This is a genomic window from Mesorhizobium sp. WSM4307, from assembly GCF_007003945.1.
Lineage (GTDB): Bacteria > Pseudomonadota > Alphaproteobacteria > Rhizobiales > Rhizobiaceae > Mesorhizobium.
On sequence record NZ_VFTB01000020.1, the window covers coordinates 29,770 to 48,665 of the forward strand.

The window sequence follows — 18,896 nt, forward strand, 5'->3', positions numbered from 1 at the left end:
GGCGCGCTGAGGATTGGCTCGCCACACATGATCAGGTTGCAAGAGTGCGGCCTCAACCCTCTGCCCGCAACCGACCACAATCTGCAGACGTCGTCCTCTGGCAGATTCCCGACCATCTTTGGGTGAACCAAACGGATCAACACATGTTAAAGAACATAACCTTCGACCGCCACAGCTCCGACAAGCTTAAGAGTGAGGTCACGATCGACATTGATAAATGGGGGGTTCCTCATATCAAGGCTCAGAACTTGCACGACCTATTTTTCGCGCAGGGTTGGAATGCAGCTCGAGACCGCCTCTGGCAAATTGATATTGCGCGCAAACGAGGTCTCGGTCTCCTGTCACGAGACTTTGGCCCCGGATATTTGGAGCAGGATCGGGCGGCGCGTCTCTTTTTATTTCGCGGAGCCATGAGTGCAGAATGGCAGGCGTACGGCCCGGATTCCGAAGAGATATGCTCAGCGTTTGCCGAGGGGATCAATTCCTACGTAGACAGTTGCCATGACGGTTTGATTGCCTTGCCACCCGAGTTTGGCCTCCTCGGTCACACTCCCGACTATTGGAAACCCGAAGACGTCGTTCGCGTGCGAACGCACTCACTAACCCGAAATGCGATTTCGGAGCTTCTGCGCTGCAGGGTGATGGCATTGGCAGGTGTGGAACGAGGTACCCGCCTCGACAGGTTGAGACAAGAATTGTCACCTCCGATAGCGCCACGACCAGCGGAGGGCCTTGACCTCGCCTTTATGACAGATCGAGTACTGCAGGATTTTCGCTTGGCAATCTGTCCCGTCTCATTCTCGAGGGAAAGACTTGCAGCAAGTCTTCAGGAAGCTGACCGTTGGACCCGCGTAACACCGAGTGATGAGATCATGCAGACGGTGTTCCAAGAGGGCTCAAACAACTGGGCCATATCCGCAACAAAAACCACAACGGAGCGACCAATCCTTGCTCTAGACCCGCATCGCAAGCACGTCCTTCCGTCCATCAGGTATCTTGTACACCTGAGTATGCCCGGGCTCGATGTAATTGGCGCTGGAGAGCCTATGATCCCAGGAATCTCCATGGGTCACAACGGGACAGCCGCCTTTGGTCTGACTATTTTCGGCGCTGACCAAGAAGATATTTATGTTTACGAAACCAAGAGTGAGGGAAATAAATACTTATATAAAGGGGCCTGGGAGCAGGTGAAGACTATACACGAGAAAATTCCAGTTCGCGCCCACACCGACCAGGAGGTAAAGCTTCAGTTCACACGCCATGGACCCATTTTAAACCAAAATGCTGAAAAAGACCGCGCCTTCGCACTGAGAACCGTATGGATGGATCCCGGCATGGCACCTTACATGGCCAGCTTGGCCGTAATGCGCTCTAAGACATTTTCAGAATACACCTCCAGTCTAGCAAACTGGGGTTGTCCTTCAGTTAATCACATCTATGCGGACACGTCGAATGTAATTGCGTGGAAACCGTCAGGTGCGGCTCCGGTCCGAAGAAATTGGGACGGCCTGCTTCCGGTTCCAGGAGACGGTCGGTTCGAATGGGAAGGGTATTTGTCACCGGACGATGGGCCGTTCGAGATGAACCCCGCCAAAGGTTTTGTCGCCACTGCCAACGCAATGAATGTTCCGGAGGAATGGAGTAGATCGCATCCTGCTTTTGGCTACGAGTGGTCTGACAGCAGCAGACATGATACCCTTCATACAACTCTCTCACGATCAGAGAAGATCTCGTTGCGGGACTGCATGTCGCTGCAATGTTCGGTGTATTCGCCGATAGCAGTTCGTATTCTTGCGAAACTAGACACTCTTCTCGGTTCGGTTGCAAACATGCCTGCGTTGCACTTATTTTCTAACTGGGACCGGCATTTGGATGCGAGTTCGCCAGCCGCCGCGTTCTTTGAGATTTGGCTTAGCAAACACCTTGGCCCGACAGTAGCTCGCTTAGAAAGCGCTGACGATGAAGTGTTGGCACTGCTCGTGCCTTTACAGCCTTCGGCCATAGCCTCTTGGCTCGAACAGGCAGAGCCTAGTGAAAAGTTGAAGCATTCCATAATGGAATCCCTAACTTCTGCCTGGAGTGAATGCATATGTCGATTTGGCGACGATTCTGCCTCATGGGCATGGGGCAGTATACATAAGCTTGATTTGCGCCACCCTCTGCAGGCACTGACGTCTGAACAATGGTCGTTGGGCGCCATAGCCCTCGGCGGAAGTAGCTCAACGCTCAATTTTTCGAGTTACCGAAGCGGCCAATTCTCTGTTTCAGAAGGACCGTCAGTGCGGATAATCATGGACGTTGGGTCATGGGATGACAGTCTCTTTATTAACAATCCAGGTCAGTCGGGTGTTCCGATCTCAAGTCATTATCGTGACCTCAATCACGATTGGCAACGGGGCGAATACAAGCCCTTGTTATATTCAGAGGAGTCCATACGGAGGGAGCTCGAACATAGGGTCGTCCTGTCTCCCGCTGACTGTTGAGGATGCGACAGTATAGGCCGCTTACCATTGTAGCAGGAACATATCGGTCGAACTCACCTGGCGGCAAGGTGAGGATCGACACTTTAGCGCCCGCCGGCCGACTTTGATATTGACAGCGGAACGCCCGGCCGGAATCTGGATGCGCTTGTGGGGCAATGATCCCGCTGGTGTGCGGCGACCACCCCTGATCGTCACGAGCAGGGCCGTCGCGGCCTCCAATAATGTTGCAGGAGACTTAGAAGCGGGATGTCCCGCATTGGCAATTGCTCTGCCTTGGGGCCATAGGGAAGAGGGGTAAGGTGCTGGCCCGACCACCGGAGAGCGCGTCTGTTACTACAAGGCTCGATCGCGGCCGCATCACGGCCCTCGGCGGCTGCCGATAACGCGCGCTTCGGGCGCTACCAGTACGCATTGGCGATAATCGCATCTGCTGTAGGAGAGCACTTGATTCGAGACTGACAGTGCGACGGTCAACAGGGTTCGCTATCATTGTCGAGCCGAGTTCAAGAATGGACACATACCTCAGGGAGGACCTTTCAGGGGGCAGACCATTGTCTGTCTCCTCATCCGAGAAACAAGCTAACCTCGCAGAGAGTGGCATCAGGGCAACACGTCATTGTCCTTCGATGCGACTGAATATCGACGACTTCAACGCGGCTTGCCGCCTTCGCGTATAGCCGCAGGACCTTGAATGCCGGGAACCAGCCGAGAAATGTTGGCGGTGGGTGAGCGCCTTTCATTTTTCAAGTCCGCTACATTCTGTCTGTCATATACCCGAAGGCGGCGATGCTTGTTGCCCGCCCGATGTGGTTAGCAGTTGACGTGCCTTCTTATGTATCTTCATTCAGCCTGCGGTGGCACGCTGGCCGTTTCGTTGAATGGCGGGGGAAAAAAGGCGTTGATGACTCAGGCTTGCGTGGAGCACTCGTGGGGCGCTCGATTGACAATGTTATTCGTGGAGAATGCTTTCCTTTGTGGAGGAGGATGATTCTCTCGTCCAGTTCCTTGTCGGCCTCGGTAAGGCGATGATTCAGGCGAAGGTAGTCGGTCCAGGTCGGCGTACGGAATGTCTCCGTCCATAGCACAGGCTCCTGAAGGTTGCGCTGGAGAGTCCAGTGCCGAGCACCAACGCGACTCTGTACATGCCGGCACCCGCGCATGGCGAGGAATTCTTCTAGATTTTCCACGAGTATGAGGTACTCGACTTTGACCACGATGGGGCCGCTTCTCGGCTTGAGACTGAGGGCGACTGCCGGCGCGTCGAATTCCTCCAAAGGGTCGGGCTCGGCCTCGCGACCCTCGCGAAGGGGAAACAGGACGCCGCTCGCAATGGAAGAGGCAGTGCCAGAAAAAGGGAGCACGCCGCACAGGCGACGCATGCCAGCGTCATTAGTTGCTCTTCTGACAAGCTCCGTCTTAATAGGCTGTTGGCGACGCCAGCCATGACGGCGCCTGTGCCGAAGCCGGCGATGATGGTGCCATAGGCGAGCGGTCCTTCGCCCAGCTGATCGCGGACAACCAATGGCAGCAGTGCGAGTATGGCGATGCCCGACAGGCCAAAGAAGGTTCCGCGGGCGATCGCCGTCTTGATTTCCGATGACATCGCTGTGAAGCGCAGCCTGTCATAGATGGCCGTCCTCATTGACTCACGTGGGAGAAGTGAGGAGCGAACCTTCCATTTGCATCGCCATATGGTGACCAAAGGGATCATATAGGTGAGTGTAAACATAGCGAAAGCCGTCATAAGTCCGAACGACGCAATCATGATGCCGCGAGCGCCGGTCCCACGGTCCGTGCAGTGTTGAAGCCAATGGAGAGGAGGGTGACGGCAGCGGGAACTTCGCGTCGGTCCACAATATCGCCAACAGAAGCCTGCCAGGCGGTATCGTTGAGCGCGGCACCACTTGCGATCAAGAAGCTGAAGCCGAAGATCATCCACGGGGCGATAAAGCCCAGCACCACTGAAGCCGTAGCATCGCGGATGCTATTACCATTAGGCATCGGCCGGCGAACATGACTCTTCGACGGCTGAAGTTGTCGGCGAGAACCCCTAGCGAAAATGGACAAAATGAAAGCGGGCAGGTTAGACGAAGCCTGCTCGAGCGCAACCATCAGATCGGAGGTCGGAACCGTTGCCATTAGCCAGCTGATAGCAACGGTCTGCATCAGCCAGCCAAGGGAAGAGACTTGAGAGGCTAAACCAGATTGAGCGAAATGTCGTATTCCTGAGCGGCGCAAACGTCTTCGGCGAAACTACATCCGCATCTGCGCCCGCCGCTTTGCTCATTGCTCCGACCGATTCGGTTCCGCCAAGCTTAACCACTTCGCGCGACACGATCCTCTTACACGTCGGATGCGCCAAATGCAGTCTTTGTATTAGTGTCATCTGGTAGCGAGATGCGGAGGTGGCGGCGGAGAGCCGTCGCTGGTGTCGCAGCGGCCTTACATCAGTGCAAACATGCTGTTGCGTGGCGCCGGCACAGTTCCCCCGGCGTCGGCGGCTTCGCCGGCAAGAATGCGAAGGCGCGCCGACTCGCTGCCAAGCTCAAGGTCGTCAGCATGGTTCTTCTGGCCGAGGCTGACGAGCTTGCCGAGCAACTCGGCGCCTTTGTCGGCGATCCTCTGGCGAGAACAAAGCTGTCGGAGACCAGCGTTGCCTGCATTGAGCGGCCGATGAAGGCACTATGCGCATCTCGCTGCGAGATGCAGCCGATATAAAAACAGCATTTGACGCTAGCCGCCAGGAAAGGGGATTGTCACCCCGCATGAGCCGGCGAAGCTTTTGTTCAATTTCGAACATGGACGCGATCGCGCGTTTTGCGCAACCAAACCACGACACACTGATTGAGGTGAGATATGGCGACGACACGCTCCGCAATTCCTCTGACTGGTGTACCGTTTCCGATATCAGAGTATGAGCGCCGGCAAAACAATGTGCTGGATGCGGTTGCTACGGCAGGCTTGGACGCAATCGTAGTAACGGCGCACGGCCACTTGAAGTATCTCAGCGGCTACGATGGGAGCGGTGGATATTTCGCGCCTTTCCCTCTTATTCTGATGCCGGGTCGGGTCCCGATATTTGTTGTCCGAGAATATGACGAGCAGGCAGTACGTTCATATAGCTGCATCGAGGAAATTGAAACCTATACACATCAGCCTGATTTTGGCAGGGTCTGCGCCGATGTATTGCGTCGACTCGGACTGGACAATAAGCGAGTCGGTTTCGAGCTTGGCTGCTGGAATCTCGCGCCCGCCGACGTGCGCGCAGTCCAAGACCAGCTCCCGGATCTGAAGATTACTGACGTCACCCGACTGGTCTCGTCAGTGTCAGCAGTGAAAGGAGAACTTGAGTTGGCGTGTATGCGCGATGCTGTTCGACTCACTGACGTGGCAATTCGAACCTTTCAGCAATCGCTTCGTCCCGGCATTACGGAGATCGAAATGGCAGCGGCCCTAGCTGCGGCGGTAACAAACGACCCCAGCAACGCCGCTGGGGATATCGGGCTTGCGCCGGGTACCATTTTGTTTGGAGAGCGAGTGAAGTTGCCCCATGCGCCAGCGACCCATCATCCTCTCAGCAACAACGAACCTGCCTTTCTGGAGATAGGGGCTTCGAAACACGGGTATACAGTGGGAATGGTTCGATGCGCAGTCCTTGGCAAACATCCCGAAACCGAATCTTTGCACGGCTTGGCTGAAGAGGTCATTGCGGCCCTTGTCTCCTCGATTCGACCAGGTGCTACGCCGGCGGACGTTCACGCTGCTGGGGGCGAGGTGTTGAAGCGATCTGGACGCAAGGGCGTCTTCCGCCAACGAACAGGATACCAAACTGGCATCAATTGGACTGAGCGCGGCGACCTAAGCCTGGAGCCCGATGTAAATGAACCACTCCGAGCTGGCATGACCCTGCACATGCCAAACATTTTGTGCAGCGAAAGTGGCTACCTATTTGGTGCCGGCGCACACGTGCTCGTGACAGAGCGCGGCGCGGAACTCCTGAGCGAAATCCCGCCAACACTTTATCGGGCGTGATGCTAGGCGGCGTGGACAAATTTGAGCCAGTATCTGGCGGTGGCTAGGTAGACCATTCCGAGGAAGCTATTGGCCAATTGATCGTAGCGGGTGGCAATGGCCCGGTTGATTTTGAGGTGGCCGAACATGCGCTCGATTCGGTTCCGCTGCTTGTAGAGCGCCCGGTCATACTCGATCTTCACGCGGCGGTTTGATCGGCCGGGTATGACGGGTTTAATCTTCCGCTCGGCGAGATCGGCGCGAATGGTATCGGCATCGTAGCCCTTGTCCGCAAGGAAGGCGTCCGGTGCACGAGTCCCCCTTTTCCGCCCGCTGCCGAGACATGGGCGCGAACTGTGGTGCTGTCGATGCTGTAGTGGCCGCTGTCCGCCATGACCTCGGCGAGCATTACCGCCACGGTCTCCCAGACCCCGGCCTCGCTCCAGCGTCGGAACCGACGATAGATGGTGTTCCAACTGCCGTATTTGGGCGGGACATCCCGCCATGGAGCGCCGCAGCGGAGCCGCCAGAGAATGCCGTTGATGATCGAACGATTCTGCTTGGGAGGTCTACCTCGGCCGCGTTTGTCAGGGTCGATGGGCAGCAAGCCCTTGAGAACACGCCATTCTGCTTCGGTGAGATCGCCCCTGCTCAAACCTGCCTCCAAAAAGCAGCCTTGAATCAATCCTCTTGGGCTACGTCAATCGCATCGACGTCCGAAATTCCGTAAGGCGGATATACTATTCCGCCAAGGTGATGGACAGTTCGAGAGGGCTGTCGCTATCCGCGAAAAATCGGCTGCCATCCTCAAACTCGATCACCACCTCTCCATCGCGGTGGCGCATGACACGGCGAACAACCTTGCCAATCAGCATCGACGTAGCTCGTTCGCTCTCTTCTTCCAGTGTCATTCCCAATGCTAACAACCCGATCGCAGGAAAGCGACCCTGCTAACATCGAATTTGTCCACGCCGCCTAGGGTCTGCGGTTTGCGGATTGAGTGGCAAAGCGCATGCAGTCCTGGAAAGTAGGTCGTGGGAGGGGGAGGAGTGTCGCGATGGTGACAGCTCTTCCTACTCAGACCTTTGCCATTGGCCGTTGCCAGCAGAGCCAGAGTTTATGATTGCCAGCACTTCGCAGCTGGTCCTCTAAGGCCGAAGCTTATCCATTTGAGGGCAAACGGCTTGTTATCGGGTCGCAGTCGCCGGCGCCAACACCGAGGCCTGAACGCGGGGCTATCTCGGTTCTAGATGGTTACGATATCCAAACTGCATTTGACGAAAACACCGGTGGCATCGATCATTAATTACGCACCGGCGCCTGATCCAAATTACTCAAATGCGGGAACGTGCCTATGGTTGGCGTTGACAGGTTCAAGGAGATCGAGATCGAAGCGATGACTTGGCGCCGGTACCTGCACGAGAATCCGGAGCTTGACTATCGGGTGAATGACACAGCGGCATTTGTGGCGGAAAAGCTGGCTTCCTTCGGGATTAACCACATCGAGTGCAGGATAGCTGAAACCGGCGTGGTTGCGTTGATCCAAGGTCAACTCGGAGATGGGCCCACTATCGGGTTGCGGGCCGACATGGACGCTCTGCCTATACTCGAAGCTTCAGGCAAACCTTGGACGTCGAAAAGGTCCGGACAGATGCACGCGTGTGGTCACGACGGGCATACTGCAATGCTCCTTGGCGCCGCGAAATACCTCGCCGCGACCCGGAACTTCAAAGGGTCCGTTGCCCTGATCTTCCAACCTGCCGAGGAAGATGGCCGCGGCGGCCAAAGAATGGTCCAGGAGGGGATCATGGACCGTTTCGGGATATCTCAGGTCTTTGGCATGCACAATTGGCCAGGCATGGAGGTTGGTGCGTTCGGCATTTGCGAAGGTTCGATTTTTGCCGCGCTCGACGAGTTCGATATTGTGGTCAAAGGCAGAGGGGGTCACGCGGCCGCTCCCCATCTGACAATTGACCCCGTCGTTGTTGCAGCTCAGATCATTTTAGGCTTGCAGACACTAGTCTCACGCAACACGGACCCCACCGAGTCCCTGGTGATCTCCGTCACAAAGCTGAACGCCGGACAAGCTTACAACATCATTCCCGAACGCGCGGAGATTGCCGGAACAGTCAGGACACTGTCACCGATTTTGCGCGACTTCGCTGAAAAACAGATTGAGGCGTGCGCGGAAAATATTGCACGCGCTTCCGGGGCGAAGGTCGAGTTTCAGCATCGCCGCCTGGAGCCCCTCACTGTCAATCATCCCGATCAAACGCGTCGGGCAACAGAGGTGGCGCGTGCTCTGGTCGGCCATTCATCGGTGAACCCCAAAGTCAAACCTAGTTTGGGGTCAGAGGACTTCGCGTACATGCTAGAGGCGCGGCCGGGGGCATGTATACTGCTTGGAAATGGATCGACTGCTGCTCTCCATAATCCAACCTACGACTTTAACGATGAAGCACTGCCATACGGCATTGGATACTGGGTCAACTTGGCCGAGGCTGCTCTAGCACCATGACATTGTCCAAGCAAAACAACCTTGGCTAATCAAGGCTGAGATCACAAGAAGAGGGTAACGACATGAAATACGAAATAAATCGCCGACGATTGCTGCAGGCGACATCGACCGCCATGGCGGCTGGCGCTCTGTCTTCAATTGCGGGCCGCGTTGCGGCCCAAACACCCAACCAGATCAACGTAGTGCTAGGCGGCGGCGATTGGGGAAAGGCTAACATTGAGGCTTACGCTAAGCCATTTGAAGCTGAGACCGGTATCAAGGTCAACCCAATCACCGACGACATGGGTATGGGACAGGTCGAGTTGATGGTAAAATCGGGCAATGTCACGGTAGATGTCGGGGCGCTTACGCAAGGGTCCGGCTTGGTCGCAGCTAAGAAAGGAATTCTTGAAGAAATTGATTACTCCTTGTTCAGGAAAGAAGAGCTAGACGGAATTTATGAATTTGCCAAGCAACCGTTTGGCGTGGCAAATTTGATTTACTCATATAATATGGTATATAGCACAGACGTATTCCCAGCTGATAAACCCCGGCCGACAAACTGGGCTGAATTCTGGGATGCTGATAAGTTTCCCGGCGTTCGCACCTTGGTGTCCGGCCAGTTTGGTTCAGAAGGACCCTGGGAAGAGGCCCTGTTAGCGGACGGTGTATCTCCCGATAAGCTCTACCCGATGGATATCGACCGGGTGTTTGCCAGTTTGGACAAAATAAAGCCGCACATCCGTAAGTGGTGGAGCAGCGGATCAGAGATTCAACAGATGTTGCATGATAAGGTCGTTGACATCGCTCAATCGTATGACGGAAGAGCTCTACTGTTGATCGATCAGGGCGCCGCGACGGAGATCAATCGAAACCAGGCGAAGCTGCAGTGGGATTATTGGGTCATTCCAAAGGGTTCACCCAACGCGAAGGCTGCGCAGAAGTTTATCGAATTCGCCACTCGCGCGGAACGTCAGGCAGCATTTTGCCAATTGTTTCCTGAGGGACCAAGCAACGGCAATGCGTTCAAACTTCTTCCCGAGAAAGTTGCGCGCAAGCTCCCTACCCACCCAGATTACATCAAGAGCAGCGTTTCCATCAACGGCAAATGGTACAATGAGGTAGGCCCCAGCGGTGTTTCCAACACTGAGATGCTTATCCAGCGGTGGAATGAGTGGATCCTGCAGTAGGGTTGGTTGAAGTGCGAAAGTCCGGTCGGGGTAACTCCATACCGGGCTAAAGTCGAAACTGATGCTGAAAATGTGACGGGGAGCGGGGTAGCCCACTAGCCTCTCCGCTCACGGCATCGGGTACGACGGCAGAAGGTACGGCAAATGCCTGCTAATGCACGCCAGCGATGGTGGAGGAGCCACAGTGAACATGCACGCAATGAATACCGCCCCCCGTTCGGAAGTTGACGCTGCAGATGTGAACCAATCGGTGCCACAAATTCAGTTCAGCAGTGTTACCAAGATGTACGGGAGTGTTCCGGCGGTCAGGGATCTGTCGCTGACCGTGCGTCGCGGCGAGTTCTTGACGATTCTCGGCCCGAGCGGCTCGGGTAAGACCACTACCCTGATGCTCTTGGCCGGCTTTGAGGCCCCGAGTTCGGGTGATATTATGATCGCCGGCCATTCAGTGGCTTCGGTCCCGTCCTACCGGCGCGATCAAGGAATTGTGTTCCAGAGCTATGCGCTGTTCCCGCATCTCACAGTGGCTCGAAACCTGGAATTCCCTCTCGAAATGCGGGGCATGGCTCCCGATCAGAGGAAGGTTCGGGTAGCCCGTATGCTTGAGCGCGTGCATCTAGGGGAATTCGGCGGTCGCATGCCATCCCAATTGAGTGGCGGTCAGCAGCAGCGCGTGGCGCTAGCCCGCGCGCTGATTGCCGATCCACCCTTCCTATTACTTGATGAACCGCTTGGCGCACTCGACCGTAACCTGCGTGAGCAGATGCAGATCGAGATGAAGAGCTTGCACAAGGAGTTCGGTATCACGACGGTGTGCGTTACGCATGACCAGGAGGAGGCGCTTACTCTGTCAGACCGGATTGTTGTAATGCGCGCAGGACGTGTCGAGCAAATCGATACACCAGAGGCCCTCTATGATCGGCCATCATCGTGCTTTGTCGCTAAATTTCTGGGTGAGGCGAACATTCTCGAGGATGCCTTGTTGCTGGCCAGAGGGGGCAACGCGCCGCAAATCGGCACCGTTGCGATGATAAGGCCAGAGCGCATCAGTGTACTTCCGAAGACTGCGGAGTGGGCTCAAACGGACCAGCGGCAATATGTTGCCGGTGCGGTCGACGATATGATTTTTGCCGGCCCTCTGCGAAAATACCATGTTCGCGTTGGCAACAATGTTCTCATCGTCCGGGAACATGTCGCGGCAGACCAACCTGTTTTCCAGCCAGGCGAGGAGGTTTGCCTCACGTGGCTGCGGTCAGACATTCGCTTCGTTTCGCCATAAGCGATTGATAAGGGATATCCATGAAGCTTTTGCGCAGAATGGCCAAGGTGCCACTTGGGTTAACCGCGCCCGCGTTCGCGCTTTTGCTTGTGGTTTTCGGTGCCCCTATAACCTTGCTTTTCCTAAGCAGTGTCAATGCCCCCGATTTCTCGTTCCAATACTACGGAGCGTTTTTCGCCCAGCCAGCTAATGTGCGGGTGCTCTTTCAAACGATAGAAATAAGTCTGGTCGCAACTGCCATCTGCTTAATCGTAGGCTATCCAACCGCGTATCTGATCGTCACGGCATCCAAGACTCTGCGCATGACGCTCATCGCTCTCGTGATCATCCCCTATTTGACCAGTGGGCTGGCGCGTACCTACGCATGGATTGTTATTCTTGGGGATCGCGGGGTCATCAACAACATCTTGCTGGACGTCGGATTGATCGATCGACCTCTGCAACTCATCTATAACCGAACCGCGGTCTATATTGGCATGGTCCACATCATGCTGCCGATGATGATACTTCCCTTGGTTAGTGCGATGATGGGGATCGATCGGTCCTTGATGGCTGCTGCACGCAGTATGGGAGCGGGACCTTTCACCGCTTTCAGGCGTGTATTTCTCCCCCTTAGCATTCCAGGCGCACGGAGTGGCTCGCTCCTAGTTTTTGTGTTCTGCCTAGGATTCTATATCACGCCGGCGGCACTTGGGGGATTGCGCGATGCCATGCTTTCAACCTTCATTGCGGCCGAGGTGAATAGCTCGTTCGATATTCCGCGCATTGCCGCTGCGTCCTTCATCCTTCTCGGGTTTGCCATTGTGGTGCTTTCCATGGTCGGGCTTGACCTCTCCGGCAAACAAGAGCAAAGCCAAACTCGAGCTCCGAAGGGCTCGATGTCCCGACTACCCATTGTTCTTGTTATCAAACGAAACTTCAGCGAAATTCTGCGTCCCTATCGTGTCAAACGGTGGACGGGACGGCGCTACGTGCCTGGGGCGGAAAGGCGATGGCCTAAAGTCGTCGCGATCGTTTTTATCGTTTTGGTGATGGCCTTTCTTTTATTCCCAGGGATAATCGTTGTCATCATGTCGTTCAGTTCCGGGGCATTTTTGCAATTTCCGCCTTCGGGCCTGTCGCTTCAATGGTATCGCTCGTTTTTCGGCGATGCATCTTGGAGCGGAGCAGCTTGGACCAGCGTCGAGATTGGTGTCGAGGTAGCTGTTATTTCTACTCTATTGGGAACACTTGCTGCTTTCGGATTGAGCCGAATAAGCGCAAGACTTCGCGGCGTGCTGACAATGATCATAATCACGCCTATCACCTTTCCAGTTATCGTGGTCGGTATCGCGACTTATCTGGGTCTCATCCAGATTGGTCTAATCGGCACAAAGGGTGGTATCGCCCTCGCTCACAGTATCGGCGCTGTTGGAATTGTGGTGGTGATCGTTTCTGCGACGTTGGCCAACTTCGATCGGACGTTAGAGCAGGCGGCCAAGAGTATGCGTGCCGGACCACTGCAAACGTTTTTTCGCGTAACACTGCCGTTAATCAGGCCGGGAGTGATCGGCGGCGCCATGTTCGCATTCCTCCAGTCATTCGATGAAGCGGTCATAACGTCTTTGGTCGGCGGTCTGTCGGTGCGGACGTTGCCCTTGAAGATGCTGGAGAATATCCGCCACCAAATCGACCCGACGATTGCTGCAGTCGCTTCTCTTTTGATGCTTCTGCCTTTAATCTGGATGCTTGTCCTCTATGCCGTCTGGTGGCGTTCTCGACCGAGCATGCAGCGAACATTACAGGAAGCCGCTGCCTAACTGGCGTGGCAGATCCACTTCCTGATGATGCGTCCGACCTATTCCTACGGACTGGCGACAAGCATCTGTTCGGGGCTTCAACGGGCGGATAAAATGGCCACCTGGTCCAAAACGGAAACCAGTAAAGCTCTTGCAATTATCATCTGGCACATGCGGATCAAGGATTCGGACTATGTCTGGGATCGGCCGGCCTTGCTCGCCAGCAAGCTCAGACCTGCCGATCCTCTTGCTGCGCGCCAGGATGGAATTCGAGGTCAACGGCGCTGACCGGATCGCACAGATCCTTCGCCCGTCTGAACAACGAACAGCTAGCCAACGTCAACCGGCTGATCGCGCGATTTCTGAAATCGGCTACCCACCGCGACTTTGACCTTCCTCCTCCCTTAGTGCACCGGGATCAAGGTGACGAACCAAGGGACAGGTCAGCAGAGCGAGCCCTGGTCATCTGAAAACGCGATGGTGCCGTCTCGGACATTATATTGGCGAAGTGGTGACCGCGTGTGCATAGTTCCAGGCGAAAAAAATAGCCGTGTACAAGACCATATGCCCGGTCAAAGTCGCCAGATCACCCGCAATAGGTTAAGCAATGAACGAAGCACCACATCTTACGTTTGATCTCGATGCGCATGGCGTGAGCAGAGGACACCTCGTTGTGCCGGGAGGCGCCGACCATGAAGAGTTCTCGCTTCCGGTTTTTAGTCTTAATAAGGGCGATGGACCGCGCCTTCTTATCACCGGTGGGAATCATGGCAATGAAATGGAGGGGCCATTAGTCGCGCGGCGGCTTATCGAGTGGCTGCCACAAGCGCAAACCAGTGGTAGGATCATCGTGCTGCCAGTGCTTAATCCATTGGCAGTTCAAGCATGGAGCCGCAATACTCCGCTTGATGGTTTGAATCTGAACCGCGTGTTTCCGGGCCGTGCCGACGGGTCTGTTACGGAACGAATCGCGGATGCGGTTTCACGCGTATTGTTGCCAAATGCCGACATCGTTTTCGATCTGCACAGCTTCGGCCCAACGTGGGATTTTCCCCCGGCGGTCATCACGCATCCAATTGCTGATGCGGATCTCATGGCTAAGACGCTCGCAATGGCAGCGGCATTTAAGCTGCCCGTAACATTGCTCTGGCAACATGACGACACGGCTGGGATGTTCGACAGTTGGGCACATAGCCTAGGGAAGGTATTCGTTTGCGCGGAATTCGGCGGTGGTACGGTTAGCGCAGAAGCTCTAGCGATTTATGAAGCTGGAGTTCGCAACGCGCTCGTTATGCTTGGACTCGTCGAAGGAAAAGTCGAGGACGTGTCTTTCCGTAACAAAAGGTCCAGTCAGACCCTTGAGACGCTGATATCAGACGAGTTGAAATCGCCCGCGCAGGGTATCTTCGAACCTCGCTGCTCTGTGTTGGATGAAGTGAGGTCGGGAGATCTTATAGGTATCCTACACTCTATGGATTCTGTTTCCGCTCCGTCCATTGACATCCGAGCGCCTGGGCCATCAATCGTCCTAGCCATAGGATCGGGCGCGCATGTCGACCGCAATGAAGGGGTAGCCATCCTTGCGCGGCCGCTGCATAACTAGAGGTACAGATTAGCCGCGCCTTGGCCAGCTGTAGTAACTCCGGTATGAAGGCACTGGCCTCGACTGGAGCTTATAGGCCAGCTCCTCGGATCGATCAGCGGCTGATCCTGTCTTCCAAAATCATGCCAAAAAGATTGCTTGATCCTTGATCGCTTGGTTTATACTAACCATGGTTGAAAGTGGCGGTCCGAGATGGGAGCTGGCCGGACGGATTGATCGCCTAGCTTCTGTTATGGAAGCAGGGGCGACGATCCGGCGCACCGCGACCAAGAGGGGAGGCGGACGGTGCCGTCCCCGCTGACGCCCGTAAAACAACTTTATCGTATCTTAAAACGAGATGGGCACGTTCGGGGCTTTATATTGGCAAAACCGATTCCGAACGGGGCATAACTTAGGACAGAGCGCGCAAATCCGGCCGCAGCTCATAGCTTGGCCAAACTCGAGTATAATTCAGTGCAGATCAAAGACGTCATTCTCACGCCCGGCAACGGCGCCTTCTTTTATGACGATCAAGCTGCCATTAGGGCAGGGGTTGGCCAGGACGGTTTTGTTTACGTCGGCGAGCCATTGACGCCCGGCTTCCGTGATATCCGTGTTCCGGCAGCTTGCTTAAGCGTCGGGCTTGTCCTGGAAGACGATATGGTCGCCTGGGGCGATATGATGGGAGTGCAATACTCAGGGGCTGGCGGGCGTGACCCCCTGTTTGACGTCGGAGCCATCATGGATCTCACGTCACGTGTTGTTGTCCCGCGGCTCTTAAACATTGATGCGTCCAGCTTTTTGACAGCCTGCTCCAGTGTCTTCGATCTCCATACTGGGAAACGACTCCCACTATGCATCGAATATGGGGTCAGCCAAGCCCTTTTAAGCGCTGCTGCCCATGCTGCGCGTCGTACCATGGCGGAGGTGGTTTGTTCGGAATTTTGCCTATCCATGCCGCATCGTCGTGTCCCAATTTATTGCCAGAGCGGTGATGCGCGCGAAATCAATGTCGATAAAATGATCCTGAAGGGGGTGGATGTGATCCCGCATGGCCTCATCAACTCGCGTAGCAAATTCGGCGTTGGGGGAGAAACCTTTCTGGATTTCGTCAAATGGGTGGCGCACCGCGTCAAGCAAATCGGCCAACCAGACTATTCTCCGGTGCTGCATTTCGATGTGTACGGCTGGATCGGTATGGAGATCGGGCTCGACGTCCAGCGCATCGCCGACTTCATCAGTAAGGTTGCTGACGCGGTTCCGGAGTTCACGGTGAATATCGAATCGCCAGCCGACTTCGGGTCTACGCCGGCGCAGGTCGAAAATTACGGGCAGATCGTCGGCATTCTGAATGCGCGCGCGTCACGTGCGCGCATCGTTGTCGATGAACGCTGCAACACCTTAGAGGATGTGCGTCTGTTTGCGGAGGCTAAGGCGACCCATCTCGTGCAGATCAAGACGCCGGACGTGGGCTCGATCGCCGACAGCGCCCGTGCGGTGCTTCTGTGCAAAGAGAACAACGTGGACGCCTATGTGGGAGGCAGCTGCAGCGAGACGGATCTCTCCGCGCGAGCGACGGTTCACATTTCGGTGGCAACACAGGCGGACATGATGCTCGCGAAGCCTGGCATGGGCATCGACGAAGGTCTTTCCATTGTAGGCAACGAACAAAATCGGTTGCTCGCCATGCTTGATCGGCGTCGGGCACAAAACCTGAAAGCCGCGTAGGAAGCGCCCTGATGCTAAACAGTCTCAAGGACATCACGGTTGTGGCGGTCGAACAGGCCGTTGCAGCTCCCTACGCATCGTCTCGCCTTGCTGACGCAGGCGCCCGGGTGATCAAGGTCGAAAGGCCCGAAGGGGACTTTGCCCGAAACTACGACAAGCTGGTGCGGGGGCAGAGCGCGTACTTCGTCTGGCTCAACCGGGGTAAGGAGTCGGTCTGTCTAGACCTGAGGTTGGAGGCGGATCGCGCCGTCCTCGACACGCTCATTGCCAGTGCTGATGTCTTCATCCAGAATCTAAAGCCGGGCAGCATAGAAAAACTGGGGTTCGCGTCCGCTGATCTGCGTCGACGATATCCGCGGCTGATCACCTGCGACATTTCTGGTTTCGGGGAGTCAGGGCCGTATTCCCATTTGAAGGCCTACGATCTGATCGTCCAGGCCGAAACAGGTCTATGCGCTATCACCGGCAACCAACAGGGGCCTGCGCGTGTAGGGGTCTCGGTTTGCGATATCTCGGCGGGCATGACAGCGCACAGCGCCATTCTTCAGGCACTGTACCACCGCGAGGTCACCGGCGAAGGGACCAGCATCCAGGTGTCACTGTTTGATGCCGTCGCCGACTGGATGAACGTGCCGGTTTTGCAAAATGATTACAGCGGCTACCAGACGGTACGCGCAGGCGTGAAACACCCGTCGCTCGCGCCGTATGGTGCCTATCGCTGTGCCGACGGCAAAGAGGTCATCTTTTCGGTTCAGAATGACCGCGAATGGGTGAATTTCTGCGAGAAATTCCTGAAGCAGTCCGGGCTCACACGCGCACCTGGTTTTGCTGACAATATGGAGCGCCTCGCTCATCGTGCGCAACTTGATGAGATCATTGAACAGCGGTTTTTTGAACTATCCTGCCACGATGCGATGCAGGAGCTCGAGGCGGCCGGCCTGGCATATGGCCGACTGAACGAAGTGGTGGATGTTTCAAAGCATCCACACATTCGCAGGGTGCAGGTTGGAACACCCGATGGAGCCGTCGAGACGATAGCGCCGGCGGCGATTTTCAACTCGGAGCTCCCCTCGCTTCGCCCAGTCCCGGCTCTTGGCTCTCATACCGAGGCTGTCCGCGAGGAGGTGCGGGCGCTTTTGCGCGAAAGAGCCGCGTCAGCGTGAGCGCGCGTTTCAGTAAGGTGAGACTGCTCGCGGTTTACAAAATGCCTGTGTACCTCGGATCATTTCAGCGCACCGGCCGCCTAGAAAGCTCACTGGCAGCGCCCGCGCTAAAATCGGCCGCAAAGGCGTCTCCATGATCAAGGACACCTTTGCGGCCGTTGAAGGCGCGATGTCTGTACCGCGCTGGAGATCCCTGCTCTTCGTTCCTGTTCACGTTCCGCGCTTTGTAGAGACGGCCCATGAGCGGGGCGCAGATGGCGTCATTCTCGACCTGGAGGATTCCGTGCCCCAGGATCGGAAAGGAGAGTCACGGCAGCAGCTTCCTGAATGCGTGGCAGAGGTGGGCCGGAAAGGCGCATCTGTTTTGGTCCGCGTGAATCATGGTCTGCGCGCCTTGGCGGCCGATCTCGATGCAGCCGTGATGGCGGGTGTTGACGCACTGGTTCTTCCGAAGACGGATTCGGCAGAGTGGGTTATAGAGATCGCGAATGCGGTTTCGGAACTAGAACGTGAAAGAAATCTTCCGCAGGGAGGCATCCGGTTCCTTGCCCAGATTGAGACCCCGGGCGCCTTGCAAAGGCTTGCGGCCATTGCGTCGGCGCATCCAAGGATGGTCGCAATGGCGCTTGGCCCTGAAGACTTCAGCGCCGCTGTTGGCGGCGCCCCAGGATTCGACCTTCTTTTGACGCCGAACCTTTCTGTTCTGTTTGCCGCCCGCGCGGCCGGCTTGCTCCCGCTGGGCTTCATAGGAAGCATCGGCGAGTTCTCGGACACGCATAAACTTCGTGAGGCCGCGGTGCGGGCGCGGCGGCTTGGCTTTGCCGGAGCTTTGGCGATCCATCCGACACAGGTGGCCATATTCAATGAGGCTTTCTCGCCAAGCGCCCAGGAGCTCGAGTGGGCCCATAAAGTTGTCGCGGCGGCAAATGATGCCGCCACGCGTGGACTGTCCGCATTCTCGTTGAATGGCAAAATGATAGATCCGCCAGTGGTGCGGCGCGCCCACGAGATCCTGATTCTTGTGGGCAACAACTGACTGGCCTGTTATCAGCGGCTGAACAGGAGCGAATGGCACTACACCGCGCCGGGCAAGCCGATGCAAAATGGCTACGCGATTCCCTCAACGGCCGAATGCGAGACGAGCTGTTGAACGATGGCCTGTTCTTCGGCCTCGACCACGCCCGC

The 18,896-nt window shown here is 56.1% G+C and carries 13 protein-coding genes and 3 pseudogenes; 12 read left to right on the top strand and 4 right to left on the bottom strand.

Going from position 1 to position 18,896, the window contains the following annotated elements; all coding sequences use genetic code 11:
* The first annotated feature begins 143 nt into the window (after positions 1-143).
* On the top strand, positions 144-2,483 hold the full coding sequence (locus tag FJV83_RS33855) for a penicillin acylase family protein (protein ID WP_063170375.1): 2,340 nt from the start codon (positions 144-146) through the stop codon (positions 2,481-2,483).
* An 830-nt stretch (positions 2,484-3,313) separates the two neighbouring features.
* Here the strand turns inward: FJV83_RS33855 and FJV83_RS33860 are convergent.
* Positions 3,314-4,770: pseudogene (locus FJV83_RS33860) on the bottom strand (MFS transporter).
* A gap of 155 nt (positions 4,771-4,925) precedes the next feature.
* Positions 4,926-5,081, bottom strand: a complete 156-nt coding sequence (locus FJV83_RS36660) for a hypothetical protein (RefSeq protein WP_164548527.1) — start codon at positions 5,079-5,081, stop codon at positions 4,926-4,928.
* 258 nt (positions 5,082-5,339) lie between these two features.
* Between FJV83_RS36660 and FJV83_RS33870 the strand changes: the two genes are divergently transcribed.
* Entirely contained in the window at positions 5,340-6,515 is a 1,176-nt protein-coding gene (locus tag FJV83_RS33870; protein ID WP_063169317.1) for a Xaa-Pro peptidase family protein, read from the top strand.
* Positions 6,516-6,517: 2 nt separating this feature from the next.
* Here FJV83_RS33870 and FJV83_RS33875 read toward each other — a convergent pair.
* A pseudogene (locus FJV83_RS33875) lies at positions 6,518-7,149 on the bottom strand (IS5 family transposase).
* A gap of 85 nt (positions 7,150-7,234) precedes the next feature.
* Positions 7,235-7,405, bottom strand: coding sequence for a hypothetical protein (locus tag FJV83_RS36665; RefSeq protein ID WP_164548526.1), 171 nt, complete (start codon positions 7,403-7,405; stop codon positions 7,235-7,237).
* A 443-nt stretch (positions 7,406-7,848) separates the two neighbouring features.
* Between FJV83_RS36665 and FJV83_RS33880 the strand changes: the two genes are divergently transcribed.
* From FJV83_RS33880 to FJV83_RS33920, 10 genes and pseudogenes are all read left to right on the top strand, one after another.
* Positions 7,849-9,012, top strand: coding sequence for a M20 aminoacylase family protein (locus tag FJV83_RS33880; protein ID WP_063169316.1), 1,164 nt, complete (start codon positions 7,849-7,851; stop codon positions 9,010-9,012).
* 62 nt (positions 9,013-9,074) lie between these two features.
* Positions 9,075-10,181, top strand: coding sequence for an ABC transporter substrate-binding protein (locus FJV83_RS33885; RefSeq protein WP_063169315.1), 1,107 nt, complete (start codon positions 9,075-9,077; stop codon positions 10,179-10,181).
* A gap of 190 nt (positions 10,182-10,371) precedes the next feature.
* Entirely contained in the window at positions 10,372-11,460 is a 1,089-nt protein-coding gene (locus tag FJV83_RS33890) for an ABC transporter ATP-binding protein (protein WP_224570037.1), read from the top strand.
* A gap of 20 nt (positions 11,461-11,480) precedes the next feature.
* A complete protein-coding gene (locus tag FJV83_RS33895; protein WP_063169314.1) occupies positions 11,481-13,259 on the top strand; it encodes an ABC transporter permease subunit in 1,779 nt (592 codons plus the stop codon).
* 24 nt (positions 13,260-13,283) lie between these two features.
* Entirely contained in the window at positions 13,284-13,526 is a 243-nt protein-coding gene (locus FJV83_RS36670; RefSeq protein ID WP_127273917.1) for a hypothetical protein, read from the top strand.
* Between the two features lie 319 nt (positions 13,527-13,845).
* Entirely contained in the window at positions 13,846-14,841 is a 996-nt protein-coding gene (locus FJV83_RS33900) for a succinylglutamate desuccinylase/aspartoacylase family protein (protein ID WP_063169313.1), read from the top strand.
* Positions 14,842-15,294: 453 nt separating this feature from the next.
* Positions 15,295-16,548 carry a methylaspartate ammonia-lyase gene (locus tag FJV83_RS33905; protein ID WP_063170371.1) on the top strand — a complete coding sequence of 418 codons (1,254 nt, stop codon included), beginning with the start codon at positions 15,295-15,297 and terminating at the stop codon, positions 16,546-16,548.
* A gap of 11 nt (positions 16,549-16,559) precedes the next feature.
* Entirely contained in the window at positions 16,560-17,711 is a 1,152-nt protein-coding gene (locus FJV83_RS33910; protein WP_063169312.1) for a CaiB/BaiF CoA-transferase family protein, read from the top strand.
* A 133-nt stretch (positions 17,712-17,844) separates the two neighbouring features.
* A complete protein-coding gene (locus tag FJV83_RS33915) occupies positions 17,845-18,747 on the top strand; it encodes a CoA ester lyase (protein ID WP_210326668.1) in 903 nt (300 codons plus the stop codon).
* Positions 18,748-18,771: 24 nt separating this feature from the next.
* Positions 18,772-18,896 (top strand): annotated as a pseudogene (locus tag FJV83_RS33920) (integrase core domain-containing protein); the annotation flags it as partial.

Excerpts from the sequence above, each read along its gene's own strand:
- FJV83_RS33895 (WP_063169314.1), top strand. The coding sequence starts at position 11,481 with ATGAAGCTTTTGCGCAGAATGGCCAAGGTGCCACTTGGGTTAACCGCG.
- FJV83_RS33910 (WP_063169312.1), top strand. The coding sequence starts at position 16,560 with ATGCTAAACAGTCTCAAGGACATCACGGTTGTGGCGGTCGAACAGGCC.
- FJV83_RS36665 (WP_164548526.1), bottom strand. The coding sequence starts at position 7,405 with ATGACACTGGAAGAAGAGAGCGAACGAGCTACGTCGATGCTGATTGGC.
- FJV83_RS33915 (WP_210326668.1), top strand. The coding sequence starts at position 17,845 with ATGATCAAGGACACCTTTGCGGCCGTTGAAGGCGCGATGTCTGTACCG.
- FJV83_RS36670 (WP_127273917.1), top strand. The coding sequence starts at position 13,284 with ATGATGCGTCCGACCTATTCCTACGGACTGGCGACAAGCATCTGTTCG.
- FJV83_RS33890 (WP_224570037.1), top strand. The coding sequence starts at position 10,372 with ATGCACGCAATGAATACCGCCCCCCGTTCGGAAGTTGACGCTGCAGAT.
- FJV83_RS33885 (WP_063169315.1), top strand. The coding sequence starts at position 9,075 with ATGAAATACGAAATAAATCGCCGACGATTGCTGCAGGCGACATCGACC.
- FJV83_RS33900 (WP_063169313.1), top strand. The coding sequence starts at position 13,846 with ATGAACGAAGCACCACATCTTACGTTTGATCTCGATGCGCATGGCGTG.
- FJV83_RS33880 (WP_063169316.1), top strand. The coding sequence starts at position 7,849 with ATGGTTGGCGTTGACAGGTTCAAGGAGATCGAGATCGAAGCGATGACT.
- FJV83_RS33855 (WP_063170375.1), top strand. The coding sequence starts at position 144 with ATGTTAAAGAACATAACCTTCGACCGCCACAGCTCCGACAAGCTTAAG.
- FJV83_RS33870 (WP_063169317.1), top strand. The coding sequence starts at position 5,340 with ATGGCGACGACACGCTCCGCAATTCCTCTGACTGGTGTACCGTTTCCG.